This window comes from Staphylococcus cohnii subsp. cohnii (assembly GCF_002902365.1).
GTDB classification, from domain to species: domain Bacteria; phylum Bacillota; class Bacilli; order Staphylococcales; family Staphylococcaceae; genus Staphylococcus; species Staphylococcus cohnii.
Genome location: NZ_PPQC01000060.1, coordinates 30,756 through 54,259, shown reverse-complemented (window position 1 = coordinate 54,259; position 23,504 = coordinate 30,756). Strand labels below are relative to the sequence as shown.

The 23,504-nt window shown below is 33.6% G+C and carries 19 protein-coding genes, 1 tRNA gene and 1 rRNA gene; all 21 read left to right on the top strand.

The window, feature by feature from the left end; translation table 11 throughout:
* Positions 1–655: 655 nt before the first annotated feature.
* The 21 genes from glmU (at position 656) to CD032_RS10425 (ending at position 23,495) form a co-directional block, all read left to right on the top strand.
* Complete coding sequence (gene glmU, locus CD032_RS10525; protein ID WP_103211471.1) at positions 656–2,011, top strand: bifunctional UDP-N-acetylglucosamine diphosphorylase/glucosamine-1-phosphate N-acetyltransferase GlmU; 1,356 nt, start codon at positions 656–658, stop codon at positions 2,009–2,011.
* Between the two features lie 142 nt (positions 2,012–2,153).
* The gene (locus CD032_RS10520) at positions 2,154–3,119 is read left to right on the top strand and encodes a ribose-phosphate diphosphokinase (protein WP_019467954.1); all 966 of its coding nucleotides are present in this window, start codon (positions 2,154–2,156) and stop codon (positions 3,117–3,119) included.
* A gap of 140 nt (positions 3,120–3,259) precedes the next feature.
* Positions 3,260–3,910 carry a 50S ribosomal protein L25/general stress protein Ctc gene (locus tag CD032_RS10515; protein WP_040030460.1) on the top strand — a complete coding sequence of 217 codons (651 nt, stop codon included), beginning with the start codon at positions 3,260–3,262 and terminating at the stop codon, positions 3,908–3,910.
* Positions 3,911–4,102: 192 nt separating this feature from the next.
* Positions 4,103–4,675, top strand: a complete 573-nt coding sequence (gene pth / locus CD032_RS10510; protein ID WP_019467956.1) for an aminoacyl-tRNA hydrolase — start codon at positions 4,103–4,105, stop codon at positions 4,673–4,675.
* On the top strand, positions 4,672–8,184 hold the full coding sequence (gene mfd / locus CD032_RS10505) for a transcription-repair coupling factor (protein WP_019467957.1): 3,513 nt from the start codon (positions 4,672–4,674) through the stop codon (positions 8,182–8,184). The genes pth and mfd overlap by 4 nt, the downstream gene beginning before the upstream one ends.
* A complete protein-coding gene (locus CD032_RS10500; RefSeq protein ID WP_040030458.1) occupies positions 8,174–9,712 on the top strand; it encodes a polysaccharide biosynthesis protein in 1,539 nt (512 codons plus the stop codon). Before mfd ends, CD032_RS10500 begins: the two co-directional genes overlap by 11 nt.
* The gene (locus tag CD032_RS10495; RefSeq protein WP_019467959.1) at positions 9,712–10,899 is read left to right on the top strand and encodes a MazG nucleotide pyrophosphohydrolase domain-containing protein; all 1,188 of its coding nucleotides are present in this window, start codon (positions 9,712–9,714) and stop codon (positions 10,897–10,899) included. Before CD032_RS10500 ends, CD032_RS10495 begins: the two co-directional genes overlap by 1 nt.
* A 2-nt stretch (positions 10,900–10,901) precedes the next feature.
* On the top strand, positions 10,902–11,165 hold the full coding sequence (locus CD032_RS10490) for an RNA-binding S4 domain-containing protein (RefSeq protein ID WP_026034742.1): 264 nt from the start codon (positions 10,902–10,904) through the stop codon (positions 11,163–11,165).
* 20 nt (positions 11,166–11,185) lie between these two features.
* Positions 11,186–11,587, top strand: a complete 402-nt coding sequence (locus CD032_RS10485; protein ID WP_019467961.1) for an FtsB family cell division protein — start codon at positions 11,186–11,188, stop codon at positions 11,585–11,587.
* A gap of 100 nt (positions 11,588–11,687) precedes the next feature.
* Positions 11,688–12,086, top strand: coding sequence for a S1 domain-containing RNA-binding protein (locus tag CD032_RS10480; RefSeq protein ID WP_019467962.1), 399 nt, complete (start codon positions 11,688–11,690; stop codon positions 12,084–12,086).
* 208 nt (positions 12,087–12,294) lie between these two features.
* Entirely contained in the window at positions 12,295–13,587 is a 1,293-nt protein-coding gene (tilS, locus tag CD032_RS10475; protein WP_019467963.1) for a tRNA lysidine(34) synthetase TilS, read from the top strand.
* Positions 13,588–13,591: 4 nt separating this feature from the next.
* On the top strand, positions 13,592–14,131 hold the full coding sequence (gene hpt / locus CD032_RS10470) for a hypoxanthine phosphoribosyltransferase (protein ID WP_019467964.1): 540 nt from the start codon (positions 13,592–13,594) through the stop codon (positions 14,129–14,131).
* Between the two features lie 284 nt (positions 14,132–14,415).
* Positions 14,416–16,530, top strand: coding sequence for an ATP-dependent zinc metalloprotease FtsH (gene ftsH / locus CD032_RS10465; RefSeq protein WP_019467965.1), 2,115 nt, complete (start codon positions 14,416–14,418; stop codon positions 16,528–16,530).
* 212 nt (positions 16,531–16,742) lie between these two features.
* Positions 16,743–17,621 carry an Hsp33 family molecular chaperone HslO gene (hslO, locus tag CD032_RS10460; protein ID WP_019467966.1) on the top strand — a complete coding sequence of 293 codons (879 nt, stop codon included), beginning with the start codon at positions 16,743–16,745 and terminating at the stop codon, positions 17,619–17,621.
* Between the two features lie 156 nt (positions 17,622–17,777).
* The gene (gene cysK / locus CD032_RS10455; protein ID WP_019467967.1) at positions 17,778–18,710 is read left to right on the top strand and encodes a cysteine synthase A; all 933 of its coding nucleotides are present in this window, start codon (positions 17,778–17,780) and stop codon (positions 18,708–18,710) included.
* Positions 18,711–19,154: 444 nt separating this feature from the next.
* The gene (gene folP / locus CD032_RS10450) at positions 19,155–19,958 is read left to right on the top strand and encodes a dihydropteroate synthase (protein ID WP_019467968.1); all 804 of its coding nucleotides are present in this window, start codon (positions 19,155–19,157) and stop codon (positions 19,956–19,958) included.
* Positions 19,936–20,301, top strand: a complete 366-nt coding sequence (folB, locus tag CD032_RS10445) for a dihydroneopterin aldolase (protein WP_019467969.1) — start codon at positions 19,936–19,938, stop codon at positions 20,299–20,301. The genes folP and folB overlap by 23 nt, the downstream gene beginning before the upstream one ends.
* Entirely contained in the window at positions 20,301–20,780 is a 480-nt protein-coding gene (folK, locus tag CD032_RS10440) for a 2-amino-4-hydroxy-6-hydroxymethyldihydropteridine diphosphokinase (protein ID WP_019467970.1), read from the top strand. The genes folB and folK overlap by 1 nt, the downstream gene beginning before the upstream one ends.
* A gap of 556 nt (positions 20,781–21,336) precedes the next feature.
* On the top strand, positions 21,337–22,824 hold the full coding sequence (lysS, locus tag CD032_RS10435; RefSeq protein WP_103211470.1) for a lysine--tRNA ligase: 1,488 nt from the start codon (positions 21,337–21,339) through the stop codon (positions 22,822–22,824).
* Positions 22,825–23,294: 470 nt separating this feature from the next.
* A 5S ribosomal RNA gene (gene rrf, locus CD032_RS10430) occupies positions 23,295–23,409 on the top strand.
* A 10-nt stretch (positions 23,410–23,419) separates the two neighbouring features.
* Positions 23,420–23,495: transfer RNA gene (locus tag CD032_RS10425), tRNA-Val, on the top strand.
* Positions 23,496–23,504 lie beyond the last annotated feature (9 nt).

The following is a 23,504-nucleotide window of genomic DNA, read 5'->3' as shown; positions in this document are numbered from 1 at the left end:
TCCCTTCAAAGTTTACATTTTTAAGTGTCTACTTTGAAGGGAGCATATCATATATATGATAGGTTAGTCTTTTTTGTATTAAAAAACATGCGATTTTAACGTGCATGCTTCCCTGGGGATATGACTCGAGCCTGTAGTCTCTCGCTCATATCATTTCCCCGGGCGTCCGCACGATGTAAAATCGCTATAAGTACAAAGGAAAATCACAGTTATATAAAATAATTAATTTAGGTTGGATTTGCATTAACAAAAATCCAACCGTTTTGTGTATTAAACTAAACTAAGGATATAAAGAATTAAAATAATTTATTATAATGAAAAGGTGACAAAAAATATATTTTCACTTTTACAAATGAATTATAAACAGTTCAATATAATTACAAGTTATTTAGAGAATTAAAAAAACTGACATTTAAATTAATAACGCCACGACCTCTGAAATATATTAGTATTTATAAAGTATGACATAAGTTTATGACAATCATTTTATTATGATTTGTGGAGGTCAAAGATGACAATTATGAATATGTTTAGCCGAAAGAAAATAACTTGAATTGTTTCCATTGTATAACATTAGGGTTTTGAGCCTTGAAAGTGGTACTAGCGTTAAATTATAATAATATAGAAGTGTATAATTTAATGGAGGGTTACACACATGCAAAGACATGCAATAGTACTTGCAGCTGGAAAAGGTACACGTATGAAATCTAAGAAATACAAAGTACTACATGAGGTTGCGGGCAAATCAATGATTGAACATGTCGTTGATAACGTTAAACAATCTGGAGTAGAAAATCTTGTGACCATTGTTGGCCACGGTGCAGAAAGCGTGAAAGAAACGTTAGGAGATACATCTTTATATAGTTTCCAAAACGAACAACTCGGTACTGCACATGCCGTTAAAATGGCGAGTGAGCACTTGAAAGACGAACAAGGTACAACATTAGTGGTTTGTGGCGATACGCCGTTAATAACTGCAGAAACACTCAAATCACTAGTAGAACACCATGAAAGCAATCAAGCTGATGCAACAGTTTTATCAGCGGCGACAAGTAACCCTTATGGTTATGGTCGTATTGTGAGAGATGGCAATGATCATTTAGTTAAGATTGTAGAGCAGAAAGATGCTACAGTAGATGAACAACAAATCAATGAAATTAGCTCAGGTATTTTTGCATTTGATAATAAATTGCTTTTTGAAAAATTAGAACTGGTAAAAAATGATAATGTTCAAGCTGAGTATTATTTACCTGATGTTTTGTCTCTTATTTTACAGGAGCAAGGAACGGTTGAAATATATCGTACAGAAGATTTTGAAGAAATTATGGGTGTTAATGATCGTGTAATGTTAAGCGAAGCAGAGACAGCTTATAGAAAACGTATCAATGACTACCATATGAGAAATGGTGTAACGCTTATTGATCCTGCTACTACATATATAGGTGCAGATGTGGAAATAGCCATGGATGTCACAATTGAGGCAAATGTGAAATTAGCTGGTAACTGTGTAATTGGTGAAGATACGATTGTTGGCCAAAACACAGAAATTCAAAATAGTAAAATAGGTGCTAACGTTACAATTAAACAATCGGTTATCAACGAAGCGATTGTAGGTGATAATACTACAATTGGACCGTTTGCTCAGTTAAGACCCGGAGCAGATTTAGGTGAAAATGTTAAAGTTGGAAACTTTGTTGAAGTTAAGAAATCGGTCGTTAAAACAGGTGCTAAATTACCACATTTAAGTTATATTGGTGATGCAGAAATTGGTGAACGTACCAACTTAGGTTGCGGTTCTATCACAGTGAATTATGACGGTAAGCATAAATCCAAAACAATCATCGGTAATGATTCATTTATAGGTTGTAATACCAACTTGATAGCACCAGTAACTTTAGGTGATAGATCATTTATAGCTGCAGGTTCTACAATTACTGATAACGTGCCACATGACAGTTTAGCATTAGCAAGAGCGAGACAAACAACTAAAGAAGGTTATTTGAAAAAATAGACACGATTAGATTATGATTCTAATCACATATATATAATGTAGATGTAAGAAAGACCTCAATCGACATTTTGTAGATTAATGAGATAAATATAACTTTGTCTATGAACGAAACTAATTGAATGAATTAATTGGAGGACTATAAATGTTAAACAATGAGTATAAGAATTCTGCTTTGAAAATATTCTCTTTAAAAGGTAATGAACCCTTAGCCCAAGAAGTAGCAGATAATGTTGGAATCGAGCTAGGTAAATGTTCTGTAAAACGTTTTAGCGATGGAGAAATTCAAATTAATATTGAAGAAAGTATTCGTGGTTGTGATGTGTTTATTATCCAACCGACTTCTAATCCAGTAAACTTACATTTAATGGAATTATTAATTATGATAGATGCTTGTAAACGTGCTTCAGCAGCTAATATTAATATCGTGGTGCCATACTATGGTTACGCTCGTCAAGATAGAAAAGCGCGTAGCCGTGAACCAATTACAGCGAAATTAGTTGCAAACTTAATTGAAACTGCTGGCGCAGACCGCATGATTGCATTAGATTTACATGCACCACAAATCCAAGGATTCTTCAATATGCCAATAGATCACTTAATGGGTGTTCCGATTTTAGCAGAATATTTCCAAAATGATACAGACATTGACCCAGAAGAATGTGTCGTAGTTTCTCCAGACCATGGTGGTGTAACTAGAGCACGTAAACTTGCAGATATTCTAAAAACACCAATTGCAATCATAGATAAACGACGTCCTAAACCTAATGTAGCTGAAGTAATGAATATCGTTGGTGAAATTGAAGGTCGCACAGCAATAATTATTGACGACATTATCGATACAGCCGGTACGATTACATTAGCGGCTCAAGCGCTCAAAGACAAAGGTGCTAAAGATGTTTACGCATGTTGTACACACCCTGTATTATCAGGCCCAGCTAAAGAACGTATTGAAAATTCAGCGATTAAAGAGTTAGTCGTTACAAATTCAATTCAATTAGATGAAAGTCGTAAACCAGCTAATACTAAAGAACTGTCAGTAGCAGGTTTATTAGCACAAGCTATTGTGCGCGTATATGAAAGAGAATCTGTTAGTGTGCTATTTGACTAATTAGTGCAATAGTTGTATAATTATTCCGTTCGTGATTTCAATTCACGATTAAATAAACACTTGCAAGCAACATTGTGTTGATGGGCAAGTGAGGGGTTCTTATTATATGAATAAGGACAAAAATGAAAGGTGGAAATAATATGGCTTCATTAAAGTCAATTATTCGTCAAGGTAAACAAACACGTTCAGACCTTAAAACACTTAGAAAAATTGGTAAAGTACCTGCAATCGTTTATGGTTACGGTACAAAAAATACTTCAGTAAAAGTTGATGAAGTAGAATTTATCAAAGTTATTCGTGAAGTTGGACGTAACGGTGTTATCGAATTAGGTGTAGGTTCTAAAACAATTAAAGTAATGGTTTCAGACTATCAATTCGATCCACTTAAAAACCAAATTACTCACATTGACTTCTTAGCAATCAATATGAGTGAAGAACGTACAGTTGAAGTACCAGTTCAACTTACTGGTGAGGCAGTAGGAGCTAAAGAAGGCGGCGTTGTTGAACAACCATTATTCGACCTTGAAGTAACTGCGACACCAGATAATATCCCTGAATCTATCGAAATTGACATCAGCGAATTAGATGTTAACGATAGCTATTCAGTTGCAGATATCAAAGTTTCAGGTGATTTCACAATTGAAAATGATCCTGAAGAATCTGTAGTAACAGTAGTTCCTCCAACTGAAGAACCTACTGAAGAAGAAATCGAAGCTATGGAAGGCGAATCAGAAACTGAAGAGCCAGAAGTTGTTGGTGAAGAAAAAGAAGACGACGAAGAAGAAGAGTAATTTCTCTGACGTCATTCTAATACACGCGATTTCAATAAGAAAAAATGATCTTAAAAAGCACCATGCTTAATTCGTTAAGCTGGTGTTTTTTTATGTTAATATAGTGAATGATATGAAAATAAAAAAAGAAACGGCATAACGTTGTGAAATAATAAATGTTTTTGAGTGAATACAACAATTGGAGGTAACATAATGAAATGTATTGTAGGTTTGGGCAATATTGGTAAACGCTTTGAGCTGACAAAACATAATATCGGTTTTGAAGTTATTGATTATATGTTAGAACGCAATCAATTTAAATTAGATAAACAAAAGTATAAAGGTGCCTATACAATAGAACGTTTAGCTGGTGAAAAAGTGATGTTTATAGAACCAATGACAATGATGAATTTGTCTGGTGATGCTGTAGGGCCACTGATGAAGTACTATGACATTGATATAGACGATTTGCTTGTACTATATGATGATTTGGATTTACCACAGGGGGAAATTCGTTTACGACAAAAGGGTAGTGCCGGAGGTCATAATGGTATGAAGTCGATTATTCAAGCTTTAGGTACAGACCAATTCAAACGCATTCGTATTGGTGTTGATCGTCCATCCAATGGCATGTCGATTGTTGATTATGTATTACAAAAATTTTCGAAACAAGAAATGGATACAATGAATAAAGTAATAGAACATTCAGCACGTGCAGTAGAAGCTTATATTGAAAGTTCTCGTTTTGACCGTGTGATGAATGAGTTTAATGGTGAGGTCAAGTGAAATCAATAATTACAGAATATATTAAAAAAGATAAACGCTATCAAGAGTTAAATGAAGTATTTGGTGAAGCAAACGTATTGGTTACTGGACTATCTAGTTCGGCAAAGGCAACTATCATAGCCGAAAAGTTTATTCATAGTTCAAAACAATTGCTTGTAGTAACGAATAACTTGTATCAAGCAGACAAACTAGAGAGTGACTTACAACAATATGTTGATACAGACGATATTTACAAGTATCCGATGCAAGATATTATGACAGAAGAATTTTCAACCCAAAGCCCCCAATTCATGAGCGAACGTGTACGTACTTTAACGGCACTTGCTCAAGAAAAGAGAGGGTTATTTATCGTACCGCTAAATGGTTTTAAAAAATGGTTAACACCTGTTGAAATGTGGAGTGCACATCAACTCAAACTTTCCATTGGTGACGATATTGATATTGATGAATTTTTAAATAAACTTGTAAACATGGGATATCGCAGAGAGAGTGTAGTATCGCATATTGGTGAATTCTCGTTACGTGGTGGGATTATTGACATATATCCTTTAATAGGTTTGCCAGTAAGAATTGAATTATTTGATACAGAAGTAGATTCAATTCGAAACTTTGATGTAGAAACGCAACGTTCGGAAGAAAATTTAGACTATGTAGACATTACAACTGCCAGTGATTACATCATTACAGACGAAGTATTAAAGCATACTAAATTAAAATTAAAAGAAGCATATGAGTATACACGTCCAAAAATTGATAAATCTGTACGTAATGACTTAAAAGAAACGTATGAAAGTTTTCAACTTTATGAATCTTCTTTATTTGACCATCAAGTATTACGTAGACTCGCAGCTTTTATGTACGAATCCCCTGCGACCATTATTGATTACTTTAAATCTGATGCGATTGTAGCAGTTGATGAATATAATAGAATCAAAGAAACTGAAACAACACTGGTTTCTGAAGCTGAAGAATTTATGCAGAGTTTAATTGAAAGCGGTAAAGGGTTTATAGGACAGAATTTCTTACAATATGACGGGTTTGAGTCACTATTAAATCGATATCCAGTTACGTATTTTACTTTGTTTACTGCAACGATGCCGGTAGAACTCAATACAATCATTAAATTTTCATGTAAGCCAGTACAACAATTTTATGGTCAATACGATATTATGCGTTCCGAATTCCAACGCTTTATCCAAAATGATTATACGATTGTTGTGTTAGCAGAAACCGAATCGAAAAAAGAACGTATTCAATCAATGTTAAATGAAATGCACATACCAACATTTATAGATACGCCAAGTGCACAAAGTGAAGGTGGTAGTGCAATTATCACTGAAGGTAGTCTATCAGAAGGTTTTGAATTACCATATATGCACCTTGTTGTTGTTACAGAACGTGAATTATTTAAATCAAAACAAAAGAAAAAAGCAAAACAACATAAGAAATTAACAAATGCAGAAAAAATCAAATCATATCAAGATTTGAAAGTTGGAGATTTTGTTGTTCATGTTCACCATGGTGTAGGTAAATATTTAGGTGTCGAAACACTTGAAGTTGGCGGCGTTCATAAAGATTATATAAAACTACAATACAAAGGTACCGATCAATTATTTGTACCAGTAGATCAAATGGATCAAGTACAAAAATATGTTGCCTCCGAAGATAAATCACCTAAATTAAACAAACTTGGTGGTACAGAATGGAAGAAAACAAAAGCTAAAGTTCAACAAAATGTTGAAGATATGGCTGATGAATTAATAGAATTATATAAAGAAAGAGAAATGTCAGTTGGCTATAAATATGGACCAGATACACCACAACAAAATGATTTTGAAATTGACTTCCCTTATGAATTAACGCCAGACCAAGGCAAGTCTATTGAAGAGATTAAACAAGATATGGAAATTGAACGCCCAATGGATAGATTATTATGTGGCGATGTTGGTTACGGAAAAACAGAAGTTGCAGTACGAGCAGCTTTTAAAGCTGTAATGGAAGGTAAACAAGTAGCCTTTCTTGTGCCTACGACAATCTTAGCGCAACAGCACTATGAAACTTTAATCGAGCGCATGCAAGATTTTCCTATAGAAATCCAACTTATTAGTAGGTTTAGAACGACTAAGGAAGTTAAAGAGGTTAAAGAAGGACTTAAATCAGGCTATGTTGATATCGTTGTTGGTACGCATAAATTGTTAGGTAAAGATATTCATTATAAAGATTTGGGATTACTCATCGTGGATGAAGAACAACGTTTTGGCGTAAGACACAAAGAAAAGATTAAGTCACTTAAGACAAATGTTGATGTATTAACGTTAACTGCAACACCGATTCCGAGAACTCTACATATGAGTATGTTGGGCGTGCGTGATTTATCGGTCATCGAAACACCACCAGAAAATCGTTTTCCTGTGCAAACGTATGTATTAGAGCAAAATATGAATTTTATTAAAGAAGCTTTAGAAAGAGAATTATCACGTGAAGGCCAGGTTTTCTACTTATACAATAAAGTGCAATCGATTTATGAAAAACGCGAACAACTGCAAATGTTAATGCCAGAAGCGAATATTGGTGTGGCACATGGTCAAATGAATGAACGTGATTTAGAAGAAACGATGCTGAGCTTTATCAATCATGAATTTGATATTCTAGTAACGACAACGATTATCGAAACTGGTGTAGATGTTCCAAATGCCAATACTTTAATTATCGAAGATGCCGATAAATTTGGATTGAGCCAATTATATCAATTACGAGGACGTGTGGGGCGTTCAAGTCGCATAGGTTATGCGTATTTCTTACATCCATCTAACAAGGTATTATCAGAGACTGCTGAAGAAAGACTACAGGCAATCAAAGAATTTACTGAATTAGGTTCCGGTTTTAAAATTGCAATGCGAGATTTAAATATTCGAGGTGCAGGGAATCTTTTAGGTAAACAACAACATGGATTTATTGACTCCGTAGGCTTTGATTTATACTCACAAATGTTAGAAGAAGCGGTGAATGAAAAACGAGGTATTAAAGAAGAACAACCTGATGCTCCAGAAGTGGAAATCGAACTCAATATTGATGCTTATTTACCAGCTGAATATATTCCAAATGAACAGGCAAAAATAGAAATTTATAAAAAATTACGTAAAATTGAAACAGAATCGCAATTGATGGATGTTAAAGATGAGCTGATTGATCGCTTTAATGATTATCCAGTAGAGGTTGAAAGATTGCTAGAAATGATGGAAATTAAAGTGCATGCGTTGAATGCGGGTGTAACACTTATTAAAGATGTAGGTAAAAAAATAGATATTTATTTATCCGAAAAAGGCACTACAGATATCAATGGTGAAACACTTTTTAAACAAACCCAACCACTTGGACGTGCAATGAAAGTTGGTGTTCAAGATGGTAAAATGAAAGTGACGCTAAATAAAGATAAAGTATGGCTAGACAGTTTGAAATTCTTAGCGAAATGTTTAGAAGAAAGTATGGTTATACCAGATGAACGTTAAATCTGAAACAAAAGGTGTTTTTAATGGCGTTGTTGTACTAACTATAGCGCTTATCATTGTTAAAGTATTAAGCGCGTTGTACCGTGTGCCTTATCAAAATATACTAGGAGATGGAGGTCTATACGCTTATCAACAAGTATATCCAATAGTAGCTTTAGGCGTTATTTTATCGATGAATGCTATTCCTAGCGCAGTCACTCAAACTTTTAGCGCAAACGGACAACCCAATCAATATACACGCGTGTTATTAAGGTTGCAATTTGCTGGTGTTATCTTTTTCTTAGTTTTATTTATTTGTGCACATTGGGTTGCTTTTCTAATGGGAGATGTCAATTTAGCACCTATGTTAAGGGCAGCAAGTGTCAGCTTTTTATTTGTTGGCATACTTGGTGTCTATAGGGGTTATTATCAGGCACACCATGAGATGAATATACCTGCGATTTCCCAGGTTATAGAACAATTTATTCGTGTCGTAATTATCATGGTTGCTATTGTGATGTTTATGAGTCATTCATGGAGTATATATCGTGCAGGTACATTAGCGATTGTTGGTTCAGGTATTGGTTTTTTAGTATCTAGTTTGTTTCTAATACAACGGAAACCTTTTAAATTATCTAGAGCACATGCCAATGTTGATGTTGCTTGGAAAAAGTTAACGCTAGGCATAGTTGTATTCGCAGTGAGCCAATTGATTGTTATTGTATGGCAAGTGGTGGATAGCTTTACAGTGATACATGCACTTCAAATGACTGGTTTAGATTTTGATAAAGCAACTATTTTTAAAGGCATTTATGATCGTGGCGCCTCTTTTATACAGATGGGGTTAATTGTAACGACGACGTTCTGTTTTGTGCTTATTCCATTACTAACAGATGCATTAAAAACAAAAAAACATATACTGGTGAATCGCTATGCTAATGCATCGATAAAGATTACGATTTTATTTAGTGTGGCAGCAGCTATAGGCTTAATCAATTTGCTTCCTGTAATGAATAGCGTGTTCTTCAAAAATGATATTTTGAACGGAACGTTATCCCTATATATGCTTACAGTTATATGTGTTTCTCTTATAATGATGGATATTGCTTTATTACAAGTAAAAAATCGCGTTAAAGTTATTTTGTTTGCATTTGGCATTGGTGTTGTGATCAAAGCAATATTGAATATGGTTTTAATACCACAACTTTCAATTTTCGGCGCCAGTCTAAGTACTGTCATTTCATTGCTGTTATTTGTGTGGATTTTACAGTATCAAGTATTAAAAATGTATCATTTCCAAACAATGAAAAAATTCATTGTTAAATTAGTAGGGACAATGATGCTATTATCAATTACAGTACAAATAGTCATGTTTCTTATTCCAGGAGAAGGTAGAATGCAAGGATTAGTTGAATTAGCTATAGCAGCTACCATTGGCGTTATTGTAGTGATTTTTTCTATCGTACGCATGCACTTATTAAGTTTTAGAGAACTCAAACATCTACCTTTTGGAGATAAACTATTCCATATGAAAAGAGGGAAACATTAATGACAAATAAGATAACAGTTGTTGGATTAGGAAATTATGGTATTGAAGATTTACCATTAGGTATTTATAAATTTTTGAAAAAGCAAACATTAGTTTATACACGTACCATTGACCACCCAGTCATCCAAGACTTAACAATGGAAGGTATTAATATTGAAAGCTTTGATCAAGAATATAAAAATCATGACGCTTTTCAAAATGTATATGAAGCTATTGTGTCAAAATTGATAAATACTGCAAAAGACAATAATATTGTATATACAGTACCAGGCCATCCACGTGTAGCTGAAACGACAACTGTGTATTTAGAGCAATATGCACAACAACATTCTGATATAGAAGTTGAAATATTAGGTGGTAAAAGCTTTATAGACGATATATTTGAAGCGGTGAAAATTGATCCTAACGATGGTTTTACAATGTTAGATGCAACAGATCTTCAAAAAGAAAAGTTGAATATTCGTACACATACACTTATCACACAAGTTTATAGTGCAATGGTCGCTGGTGATTTAAAAGTGACATTGATGGAACGTTATAATGATGACCAACTTGTTTATATCGTAGATGGTGCTAGAAATAATTATGCCAACGTTATCAAAACACCGTTATATGAAATAGATCATTACGACGAAGTTTTTAACAATATAACTAGTGTATTTATTCCAAAAGTGGAAATTGAAGAAACATACTTTGGTGATTTTAACTATGCAGTTGGTATCATTGAACACCTTGTAGATGACGAGAAAGGTTGCCCTTGGGACAAAGTTCAAACACATCATACTTTAAAACGTTATTTGTTGGAAGAAACATTCGAATTGTTTGAAGCAATAGATAATGAAGACGATTGGCACATGATAGAAGAGTTAGGAGACATTCTATTACAGGTATTACTACATGCAAGTATAGGGAAAAAAGAAGGTTATATGGATATAAATGAAGTCATACAAAGTCTTTCTGAAAAAATGATACGTAGACATCCACATGTTTTTGGTGATGCAAAAGCAGAAACAGAAGAAGATTTAAAAAATATTTGGTCTAATGCTAAGTCTAAGGAAGGTAAAGCACAGCGTGTGAAATTTGAGAAAGTATTTGCAGACCACTTCTTAGCATTGTATGATAAAACAAAAAATAAATCGTTAGATGAAAATGCTTTAAAACGAATTTTAGAGCAAGGAGGAAAATGATGATGAGATTAGATAAATATCTCAAAGTTTCAAGATTAGTAAAGCGTCGCACATTAGCTAAAGAAATCAGTGATCAAGGACGTATTACTGTAAATGGCGTAGTTGCTAAAGCGGGTACTGATGTAAAAGAAACAGATGAACTTGTTATTCGATTCGGACAAAAAATTGTAACAATCAAAGTCACAGGTTTGAACGAACATGCAACAAAAGAAAATGCAAAAGGTATGTATGAACTTATTAAAGAAGAAAAAGTTAGTGAAATATAAACACAGGAGGTGACAAGCAAATGAATAAAAAAGTTGAAAATATAGGCAATACGTATACTTCAGCAAAAAACAAAAAAAAGCAGCAGCAACAAATGAGAAAGCGTGTTGTTCGTAAGCGTATCACTTTATTTGGTGGTATTTTACTATTGATTATTATCATTTTAGCCATCATGCTTGTCACTCAAAAACAAAGTAATAATGAAGATTCAGTTGAACGTCAACAAAAAGAACAAAAGTATCAAAAACAACAAGATGAAGAATTAGCACTAAAAGAACAATTAAATAATTTAAATGATAAAGATTATATTGAAAAAGTTGCACGTGATGATTACTATCTAAGTAATGATGGAGAAGTTATTTTCAAATTGCCTGGAGATAATAAATCTGACACTAAATCTAAGGCGCAAAATGATGATAAATAAGTGAATTTAATTTTTTGCATCATTATACCATTGTTAATTTATGCAAACAGGCATATAATAGGGTTAAAATCGAAACGAATCGGGAGGATTTATTTATAATATGTCAATCGAAGTAGGAAACAAGCTTAAAGGTAAAGTCACTGGAATTAAAAAGTTTGGCGCTTTCGTCGAACTTCCAGAAGGAAAGAGTGGCTTAGTTCACATAAGTGAAGTTGCAGATAACTACGTTGAAAACGTAGAAGATCACTTATCTGTTGGTGATGAAGTTGAAGTTAAAGTGCTTTCAATTGCTGATGATGGAAAAATTAGTTTATCTATCAAAAAAGCAAAAGATCGTCCACGTAGACCTCAAAGTAAACCAAATTATAAACAACCTCAACCTAAAGGTGAGGACTTTGAAAAGAAATTAACAAACTTCTTAAAAGATAGTGAAGATAAATTGACTTCTATTAAGCGTCAAACAGAATCTAGACGTGGTGGAAAAGGCGCTAGACGCTAAAATATATAAAATAAGACTGTTCCCAAGAGAACTGAAATTAATTGCTTAAGACAACATTTAATATGATTTTAATGACGTTTGACTTTGACAATGAATGACTGTTTTCTTACTTAAGGAAACAGTCTATTTTTTGTTGTGTCCAGAAGTTTCAACGTACATGTAAAACTTAAAGAAAAAATCTTTCGCATTGTGACATAGGAGGTAAGCTATGGTAGAAGTTAATGCTGGTGGTTGGAATAAAGATCAACATATTGTGTTAGCCGTTTCGACGGGGATTGACAGCATGGTATTATTACACAACTTAATTAATCAGTTGTCTCAATCGTATAGAAAATTAACTTGCTTACATGTGAATCATAATATTCGTGATATTGCACAAGAAGAAGAAACATTTATAAGAAAATATTGTGAATCGTATCAAATTCCATTGTTCGTGCATCATTTAGATTTATCGAAAGTCATTGAACAAGGTAACAGCATTGAAAATATTGCAAGGAATGAACGGTATCAGTGGTTTGATAATATGATGGTGGAGCTGGATGCAGACGTTTTATTAACCGCTCACCATCAAGACGATCAAATTGAAACTATCTTTTATCGATTGATGACGGGTCGTTCAACTAGAAGTAGTTTAGGTATGTCATATCTGACTTCACGAAGTGCCTATATGTTGTGTAAACCATTGTTAAAAACAACAAAAGCAGACATTCGAAACTATCAGCAAAATTATGAAGTGCCTTATTATGAAGACGAGACAAACGCTGAAAATCATTACGTAAGAAATGATATTCGTAATCGTATTTTACCTGCCATCGATAGCAATCGCCATTTATCTACAAAACAGTTACTTAAGTTGAAAGATTGGCATGATATGCAACTGCAAGCGTTACATGACAATGCGTTACATTTTATAGAAACACATGTTTATGAAAATGACGATAAGACAGAAATAGTAATTCCAAGAGTTGCATTTTCTGATTTAAATCATAATATTAAAATAATTATTTTAGATAAAATATTTTCAAAATTACAGATTACGACACCAATGACTGAAAAAATGTATGAATCTTGGTTTGAGCAACTCGAAGGCAAAGTTACTCAATGTACAATATATACAACAGATAAATGGAATATTTATATCGCTTATGATAAATTTATAATAATGGCAAATTATGATAAATGTCTTGTACCAACAAAGATTTTGCAACCAGGATTGTATCACTATGGTCATTATAGTATAAACATAACTGATAATTTTCCAAAAGATGATTATCCGTTAGTCGTTAGAACTAGAAATACGGGAGATAAATTCAAACTAAATGGTATAAAAGGACATAAAAAAGTTAGTCGATTACTGATTGATCGCAAAATTATACAAACTGAGCGAAACCAGTTACCAATTTTAGTTAATGCAGATGAAACAATTATTGCTGTAGGTACGTTATACTTAAATAATGAATATAAAGATACTATTTTCATACGAAATACGGGAGAGGAATGAAATTATGCGAGATGATTTAAAGGAAATATTAATGGATGAGGCAGAAATCGAACAAATTTGTAAAGACTTGGGTGCAAAAATCACTGAAGCATATGCAGGTAAACCACTTGTCTGTATAGGTATCTTGAAAGGGTCAGTAATGTTTATGACAGACCTCATCAAACATATTGATACACATTTAGCTATCGATTTTATGGATGTTTCTAGTTACCATGGCGGTACTGAATCAACGGGTGAAGTACAAATACTTAAAGATTTAAGTGGTTCAATAGAAGGCAAAGACATCTTGATTATTGAAGACATTTTAGAAACAGGAACAACTTTAAAATCAATAACTGAATTATTGGAATCAAGAAAAGTCAATTCACTGGAAATTGTAACATTATTAGACAAACCAAATCGTCGCAAAGCGGATATCGAAGCAAAATATGTAGGTAAAAAAATTCCAGATGAATTCGTAGTAGGCTACGGATTAGATTATGCTGAAAACTATAGAAACCTACCATATATTGGTACACTTAAACCAGAAATTTATTCAAAATAAGCAGTACAATTTAATCGTATGAAATATTGTTATATACTGTAAAACGTAATCGGATTAAATGAGTCGATATACATAGTATGTTGATAAAATACGCGGACATATACGTAAATCATTTAAGGGATAGATTATAAAGTATATGTTAACTGTTTGTATATCAAAAATATAAAAGTATAAAAACAACAAGAACTGTAACGTACATACAAAAGTAGAATTACTAGCCCAACACTTGTGTATTGTGTTACAATTTTTGTTAGTTTTATTATTGAAGTAGGAGGAAACGACGCATGCAGAAAGCCTTTCGTAACGTGCTAGTTATCGCAATCATTGGCGTTATTATATTTGGCTTGTTTTCGTGGCTAAATGGTAACGGAAATATGCCAAAACAGCTTACATATAATCAATTTGTTAAGCAATTAGATAAAGGTGAATTGAAATCCTTAGAAATTCAACCAGAACAAAATGTATATATGGTAAGTGGTAAAACTAAAAAAGATGAAGATTATTCTTCAACTATTTTATATAATAATGATAAAGAGCTTGAAAAAATAACAGATAAAGCACAAAGTCAAGATGGATTGAAATTTACGGTTAAAGAAGAAGAAAAACAAAGCGTATTTGTAAGTATTTTAACTACGTTAATACCAGTTTTAATCATAGCATTATTATTTATTTTCTTCCTTAGCCAAGCACAAGGAGGCGGCGGTGGCGGCGGTCGTATGATGAACTTTGGTAAATCCAAAGCTAAAATGTACGACAGTCAGAAAAAACGTGTACGCTTCTCAGATGTAGCTGGCGCAGATGAAGAAAAACAAGAATTAATAGAAATTGTTGACTTCTTAAAAGATAATAAACAATTTAAACAAATGGGTTCTAGAATTCCTAAAGGTGTTTTACTTGTAGGACCTCCAGGTACAGGTAAAACATTATTAGCTCGTGCAGTAGCTGGTGAAGCTGGTACACCATTCTTCTCAATCAGTGGTTCAGACTTCGTTGAGATGTTTGTGGGTGTTGGTGCAAGCCGTGTACGTGACTTATTTGAAAATGCTAAGAAAAATGCACCTTGTATTATCTTTATTGACGAAATCGACGCAGTTGGTCGTCAACGTGGTGCTGGTGTTGGTGGCGGACACGATGAACGTGAACAAACGTTAAACCAATTACTAGTTGAAATGGATGGATTCGGTGAAAATGAAGGTATCATTATGATTGCTGCTACAAACCGTCCTGATATTTTAGACCCAGCATTATTACGTCCTGGTCGTTTCGATAGACAAATTCAAGTTGGTCGTCCTGACGTAAAAGGACGTGAAGCTATTCTGCACGTCCATGCTAGAAATAAACCACTTGATGAAACAGTAGACTTAAAAGCAGTATCTCAAAGAACACCTGGTTTCTCTGGTGCAGATTTAGAAAACTTGCTGAACGAAGCATCTTTAGTTGCAGTACGTGAAGGTAAGAAGAAAATAGATATGCGTGATATTGAAGAAGCGACTGACCGTGTGATTGCTGGTCCTGCTAAAAAATCACGTGTCATTTCTGAAAAAGAACGTAATATCGTAGCACACCATGAAGCAGGTCATACTATTATTGGTATGGTGCTTGATGAAGCAGAGGTTGTCCATAAGGTTACCATCGTACCACGTGGTCAAGCTGGTGGTTATGCAATGATGTTACCGAAACAAGATCGCTTCCTAATGACTGAGCCAGAATTACTAGATAAAATTTGTGGCTTGTTAGGTGGACGTGTTTCTGAAGATATTAATTTCAACGAAGTATCAACAGGTGCTTCAAATGACTTTGAACGTGCAACACAAATCGCACGACAAATGGTTACTGAATATGGTATGAGTAAGAAACTTGGTACGGTACAATTCACAAGTAGCAGTAATGGACAAGTATTCTTAGGTAAAGACATGCAAGGCGATCCAGAATATTCTGGACAAATTGCGTATGAAATTGATAAAGAAGTTCAACGTATTATTAAAGAACAATACGAACGTTGTAAAGACATTCTTTTAGAACATCAATCACAATTACTTTTAATTGCTGAATCTTTATTAAAAGAAGAAACATTAGTTGCTGAGCAAATCCGTTCATTATTCTATGATGGCGTATTACCAGAAGTTGATTACGATGCAGCAGAAGTTGTTAGTGATCAAGAAAGTGAATTTAAAGAAGGTAAATACGGTAAATCTTATGAAGATGTACGAAAAGAACAACTAGAAGTTGGTAAACAACAAGAAAAAGAAGATCAACAAGAAGAAAAAGATGTCGATAAAGAAAGTAAAGATAGCGAACATGACAATGATGACTCAGAAGAGACAGGTCATGAGCAAGCGCCAAATATCGATAAACCTAGCAACCCAAGTGATCCTAACGATCCAAGTAATAGAAATTAATAACTGAACAAAAAGCTTCTTTCTGCTATCATATTGATGTGGAAAGAAGCTTTTTTAATATTTATCAATCCGCCAAATTGCAAACAGATATGTAGCAATTTTTTGCCTGAACACTTACAATAAATTGCATTGATAAAAAGTATTATGGAATTTTATATAGAATTTAGAAGGCAATTTAAACATTATATTGAATAAAAGGAGAAATTATAGAAATGACAAAAGATTACATTGTTAAAGCATTGGCTTATGAAGGACAGATAAGAGCATATAGTGCATTAACTACAGAAAGTGTTCAAGAAGCACAAACAAGACACTATACTTGGCCGACAGCATCCGCAACACTTGGCAGAACAATGACTGCAACGTTGATGATGGGTGCAATGTTAAAAGGCGATCAAAAACTGACAGTTACAGTTGATGGACAAGGGCCAATCGGAAAAATTATAGCTGATGCAGATGCCAGTGGTCATGTAAGAGGATACGTGACTCACCCACAGACTCACTTTCCTCTAAATAACATTGGGAAGTTAGATGTTAGTAGAGCTGTTGGAACCAATGGTGCAATAACTGTAGTAAAAGACGTTGGAATGAAAGATTATTTCTCTGGTTCAAGTGAACTTATATCCGGTGAATTAGGCGATGACTTTACTTATTACTTCGCAAAAAGTGAACAAGTACCATCATCTGTTGGACTAGGCGTATTAGTGAATCCTGATAATTCTATAAAAGCTGCAGGCGGTTTTATCATCCAAGTGATGCCAGGTGCAGAAGAAAAAACAATCAATAAATTAGAAACAGCAATCAACAATATGACACCAGTTTCGAAATTAATTGATCAAGGTTTATCGCCAGAAGAAATTTTATATGAAGTACTTGGTGAAGATGAAGTTCAAATTTTAGAAGAAATGCCTGCAAGTTTTGAATGTAATTGTGGTCACGAAAAGTTTTTGAATGCAATTAAAGGGTTAGGTCAAGCTGAAATCGAAAGTATGATTAATGAAGATCATGGTGCAGAAGCAGAATGTCACTTCTGTAGAAATAAATATCAATATACAGAAAATGAATTACAGGAATTATTAGAAAAGATGTAAAAAATCCTTTAAAATAAAGTTTAAGTCACATAAATTATAAAAATATTGTAATTTTCAATCTTCTTAGTTGTATTCAAATCAAAATCTGATAAAATATAAAGTATATCCGATAGAAAAAGTAGGTTTTAAACTTTTTAATGAAAAGGAGCAATACTTATGACAAACAAACCAGTAAATAATATCGTTGAGGTAATTGGTAATACACCAGTAGTTAAATTGAACAATGTGGTGGATGAAAATGCTGCAGATGTTTATGTAAAATTAGAATATCAAAATCCAGGTGGTTCAGTTAAAGACCGTATTGCATTAGCAATGATTGAAGCGGCTGAGAAAGATGGGAAAATCAAACCAGGAGATACAATTGTAGAACCAACGAGTGGTAATACAGGTATAGGTTTAGCTTTTGTATGTGCCGCTAAAGGTTATAAAGCAGTATTTACGATGCCAGAAACAATGAGTCAAGAACGTCGTAATTTATTAAAAGCTTATGGTGCAGAAGTTGTGTTAACACCAGGTTCAGAAGCAATGAAAGGCGCTATTAAAAAAGCAAAAGAATTAAAAGAAGAATTCGGTTATTATGAACCACAACAATTTGAAAACCCAGCGAACCCACGTGTGCATGAATTGACAACTGGCCCAGAATTGGTTGAACAATTTGAAGGAAAAACAATTGATTCATTCTTAGCAGGTGTTGGTACAGGTGGTACATTAACTGGTGCAGGTAAAGTATTGAAAGAGAAATATCCTGATATCAATCTTGTAGCTATTGAACCAGAAGATTCACCAGTATTAAGTGGTGGAGAACCAGGACCACATAAACTACAAGGTTTAGGAGCTGGCTTTGTACCAGATACTTTAGATACGAATGTCTATGACGAAGTTATAAAAGTGGGTAATGAAACAGCAATGGATATGTCTCGTAAGGTTGCTAAAGAAGAAGGTATACTTGGAGGTATTTCTTCAGGTGCAGCAATTTATGCAGCTATCGAAAAAGCAAAATCTTTAGGTAAAGGTAAAACAGTCGTTACTGTATTACCAAGTAATGGTGAACGTTACCTTTCAACACCTTTATATTCATTTGAAGATTAAAAACATATTTATAAAACCGATCATATGCAGATTTGATCAGTTTCAGACTGTCGACAAGGTACTGACTTTGTCGACAGTTTTTTTGTATGCTTTCTGTGAAGATTTTGTCGTTTTCAACACCTTGGTATAATATTATTACCTTACGGAATTACACGTATAGCAGCTGATATTAATTAGAAGTATTATAATGACTGTTAAAGACATGCCGATAGCGTTTATAAAATTAAATAAATCAATAGAAATAGGTCACAATATGAAAAGATTAATATATTTGAATGCGTTCTTGTCAATTACTTATTATTTAAATGAGTAAAATAAATTAGACTTAAATTTTTGGGTTACATGAGCATTGCTTACTGAAAATTTTATAAATTAGCGTTATTATAGAATAGTGATTACTAAGCTAGCGATGAGGTATTTAACAGTGAAAGGAAGAAAGTAACGATGGCACATACAAAAATTATGGGCATATTAAACGTAACACCTGATTCATTTTCTGATGGTGGTAAATATAATTCAGTAGAAAAGGCTGTTAAAAGAGCGGAAGAAATGATCGAAGAAGGTGTAGATATAATAGATGTCGGTGGTATATCTACACGTCCTGGCTATGAAGAAATCAGTGTAACTGAAGAATTGCAACGTGTAGTCCCAGTTGTAAAAGCACTCAGCCAATTAGACGTTCAACTTTCTATTGATACATATAGAAGTGAAGTGGCAGAAGCAGCAATGAAATTAGGCGCTACAATGATTAATGATCAGTGGGCTGGATTATATGACGAAAAAATCTTTGATATTGTATCTAAATATGAAGGCGAGATCATATTGATGCACAATGGTGATGGTAATCGAACAATGCCAGTTGTGGATGAAATGCTTCTACATTTATTGAAACAAGCAAATAAAGCTGAAATGGCAGGTATTCCCCAAGAAAAAGTTTGGATAGATCCTGGCATTGGTTTTGCAAAAACAAGAGATGAAGAAAAAGAAGTAATGGCGCGCTTGGACGAGTTAGTAGCTACGGATTATCCTGTACTATTAGCGACAAGTAGAAAAAGATTTATTAAAGAAATGATAGATAGAGACACACAAGCAACTGAAAGAGATGAAGCAACAGCCGCCACTACTGCATATGGTATAATGAAAGGTGTTAAAGGTGTGAGGGTTCATAATGTTGTGCTCAACGCCCGTTTGGCTCAAAGCATGGATTATTTAAAGGAGAATGAGGATGAGAGACACGATATTTCTTAACGGTATGAAATTTTATTGTTATCACGGTGCTTTACCAGCCGAAAATGAAATTGGTCAAATATTCGTCGTAGATGTGACAATGAAAGTTGATTTAAGTCTTGCAGGTGAAACAGATCAAGTTACTGACACTGTTCACTATGGTGAAGTATATGAAGATGTTAAATCAATCATGGAAAGTAAACCAGTGAATTTAGTAGAGCATCTAGCTGAACGTATTGCAAAACGTATAAATTCACACTATAATCGTGTAATGGAAACGAAAGTTAGAATCACTAAAGAAAATCCACCTATATCAGGCCATTATGAGGGTGTAGGCGTAGAAATAGTGAGGGAGAATTTCTAATGTCATATGCATACTTAGGTTTCGGAAGTAACGTTGGAGATAGAGAAACACAGCTTAATCAAGCGATTCATATTTTGAATGACACAGAAGGCATCAATGTAACACAAACATCCCTGATTTATGAAACAGACCCTGTAGGGTATGTTGAGCAACCTCAATTTTTAAATCAATGTATTGAAATACAAACGACACTAACACCTCGTGATTTATTAAAAGTATGTCAAGAAACAGAACAACAGTTGCATAGAGTAAGAGATATCAGATGGGGTCCTAGAACATTAGATGTTGATATTTTATTATTTGATAAACAAATTATAAATGAAGATGACTTGGTTATACCGCATCCACGCATGTTGGAACGCTCTTTCGTGCTCATACCACTCAATGATATTGCGCCAGATTTTACTGAACCTCATACAAACAAAAAAATTAGAAATTTAGTGACGTTAGATAATACAGTGAAACAATATAAAGGTTAAGAAAGCAATGCTGTATAAACTCAATGAAGATGAGGCCAAGCAAAGCGTTTTTATTGAATAGGTATATTTGCAATTTTATTATAGATTAATTGTGAAATTCATTTAGTTGCTTCTATCATTATTTGGACGCAGTAGAAGCATGTTAAATTATTAATACAACTGATATAACAAGATTAACTCTAACTAGAACATCATGTATTACATAACTATTGTAGTAATAGTTATATACATTGAATTGCTGTGCAGTAAAAAATAGGTATTTTAAAAATTGTTTCATTCATAAAGATAAAACAGATACTTTAGCATACGCTAAAAAATATACAGCTTTAATTACTTTATTACATTCATAACCTCTAGTAAAATTGAAAAAATTAGTGCTGAGCACATAGTCAAATACTCATCTTTGTATTTAAAAGATAGGGTAGTCATGGTAAAGTAAGAAATGATTGGAACAAATCAAGATACATTAACCATAAATGATAGATATTCCTCGAATTCTAACAAAAAGTTGGGGCTAAAATTAAAATAGAACAAGAAGTATAAAGGAGAGAAAGTTATGTCAGAAGAAATGAACGACCAAATGCAGGTGCGTCGTCAAAAAATGCAAGAGCTATACGATTTAGGTATCGATCCATTCGGTGGAAAATTTGTACGAACTTCAATGGCTACTCCGTTACATGAAGATTGGGATCAATTCTCTAAAGAAGAATTACAAGAAAAAGAAGAAGAAAGTCATGTCAGCATAGCTGGGCGTTTAATGACGAAACGTGGTAAAGGTAAAGCAGGCTTTGCACACATGCAAGATTTATCAGGTCAAATTCAAATTTATGTAAGAAAAGATCAAGTTGGAGAAGAACAATTTGAACTATGGAAATCAACAGACTTGGGAGATATCGTAGGTATTGAAGGTGTTATGTTCAAAACAAATACTGGTGAATTGTCTGTTAAAGCAAAATCATTCACGCTTTTAACAAAAGCATTACGCCCATTACCAGATAAATTCCATGGTTTACAAGATATTGAACAACGTTATCGTCAACGTTATTTAGACTTAATAACAAATCAAGATAGCACACAAACTTTTATTAATAGAAGTAAAATCTTACAAGAAATGCGTAATTACTTAAACAACCAAGGATTCTTAGAAGTAGAAACGCCAATGATGCACCAAATTGCAGGCGGAGCAGCAGCGAGACCATTCGTAACACACCATAATGCTTTGGATGCTACATTATATATGAGAATTGCAATAGAATTACATTTAAAACGATTAATTGTTGGTGGTTTAGAAAAAGTATATGAAATTGGTCGCGTGTTTAGAAATGAAGGTGTATCTACACGCCATAATCCAGAGTTCACAATGATTGAACTTTACGAAGCATATGCAAACTATCACGATATTATGGATTTAACAGAAGATATGATTAGACATATATCCAATAAAGTACTTGGCACTGCAAAAATTAATTATGGTGAAGAAATGATTGACTTAGAATCAAATTGGAAACGAGTTCACATGGCAGATGCTGTCAAAGAAGTAACAGGTATTGATTTCTTTAATGTTCAGAATGACGAAGAAGCTAAAACACTTGCTAAAGAACACGGTGTTGAAATAACTGACAATATGAAATACGGTCATATTTTAAACGAATTCTTTGAACAAAAAGTTGAAGAAACATTAATACAACCTACATTTATATACGGTCATCCAATTGAAATATCACCATTAGCAAAGAAAAATCCGGAAGACCCTCGATTTACGGATCGCTTTGAATTATTTATTGTAGGTAGAGAACATGGTAATGCATTTACAGAATTAAATGATCCTATAGATCAAAGAGAAAGATTTGAAGCGCAATTAGTTGAAAAAGAACAAGGTAATGACGAAGCGCATGAAATGGACGAAGATTTCATTGAAGCATTAGAATATGGTATGCCTCCAACAGGTGGTTTAGGTATAGGTATTGATAGACTTGTTATGTTATTGACCGATTCAGCTTCAATTAGAGATGTGTTATTATTCCCATACATGAGACAAAAATAATATAAATTAACTTATATTAAAGGATTAAATGTTGTGACTCACAAATAAGAGCATGATGTTTAATCCTTTTTTAATTATAAATTTGAACTTTAAACAAATGGAATAGAGCGAATTTTTAAAAACAAATTAGAAATAATAAAGTAATAAGATACAATTATGCATAATTATGCTATTTAATTATAAAAATATACCAAAAAGGGTATGGTCAACTGCGATTTCTTATGGTAAGATAATTCAAGTCGAGTTAAGTGAGCGCGAATACGTGTGAAATAAAATATATGTTTAAAATAAAAGTTACGAAAACAGTTGACTTTAATGAAAAAACATAGTATTATATAAAAGTCGTCAAAAACGAGTGTTTACATAAGAAACATCAAGTAAAGAACTTGTGAATTTCTTTAAGATAGTGTAAAATTAACTATTGTAATTGGTTGATAAACAATGTATCATACATTGAGTAAGTTATTTTGTCTGGTGACTACAGCAAGGAGGTCACACCTGTTCCCATGCCGAACACAGAAGTTAAGCTCCTTAGCGCCGATGGTAGTCGGACTTACGTTCCGCAAGAGTAGGACGTTGCCAGGCAATTATAAATGGAGGATTAGCTCAGCTGGGAGAGCATCTGCCTTACAAGCAGAGGGTCGGCGGTTCGAACCCGTCATCCTCCACCATTTTAATTT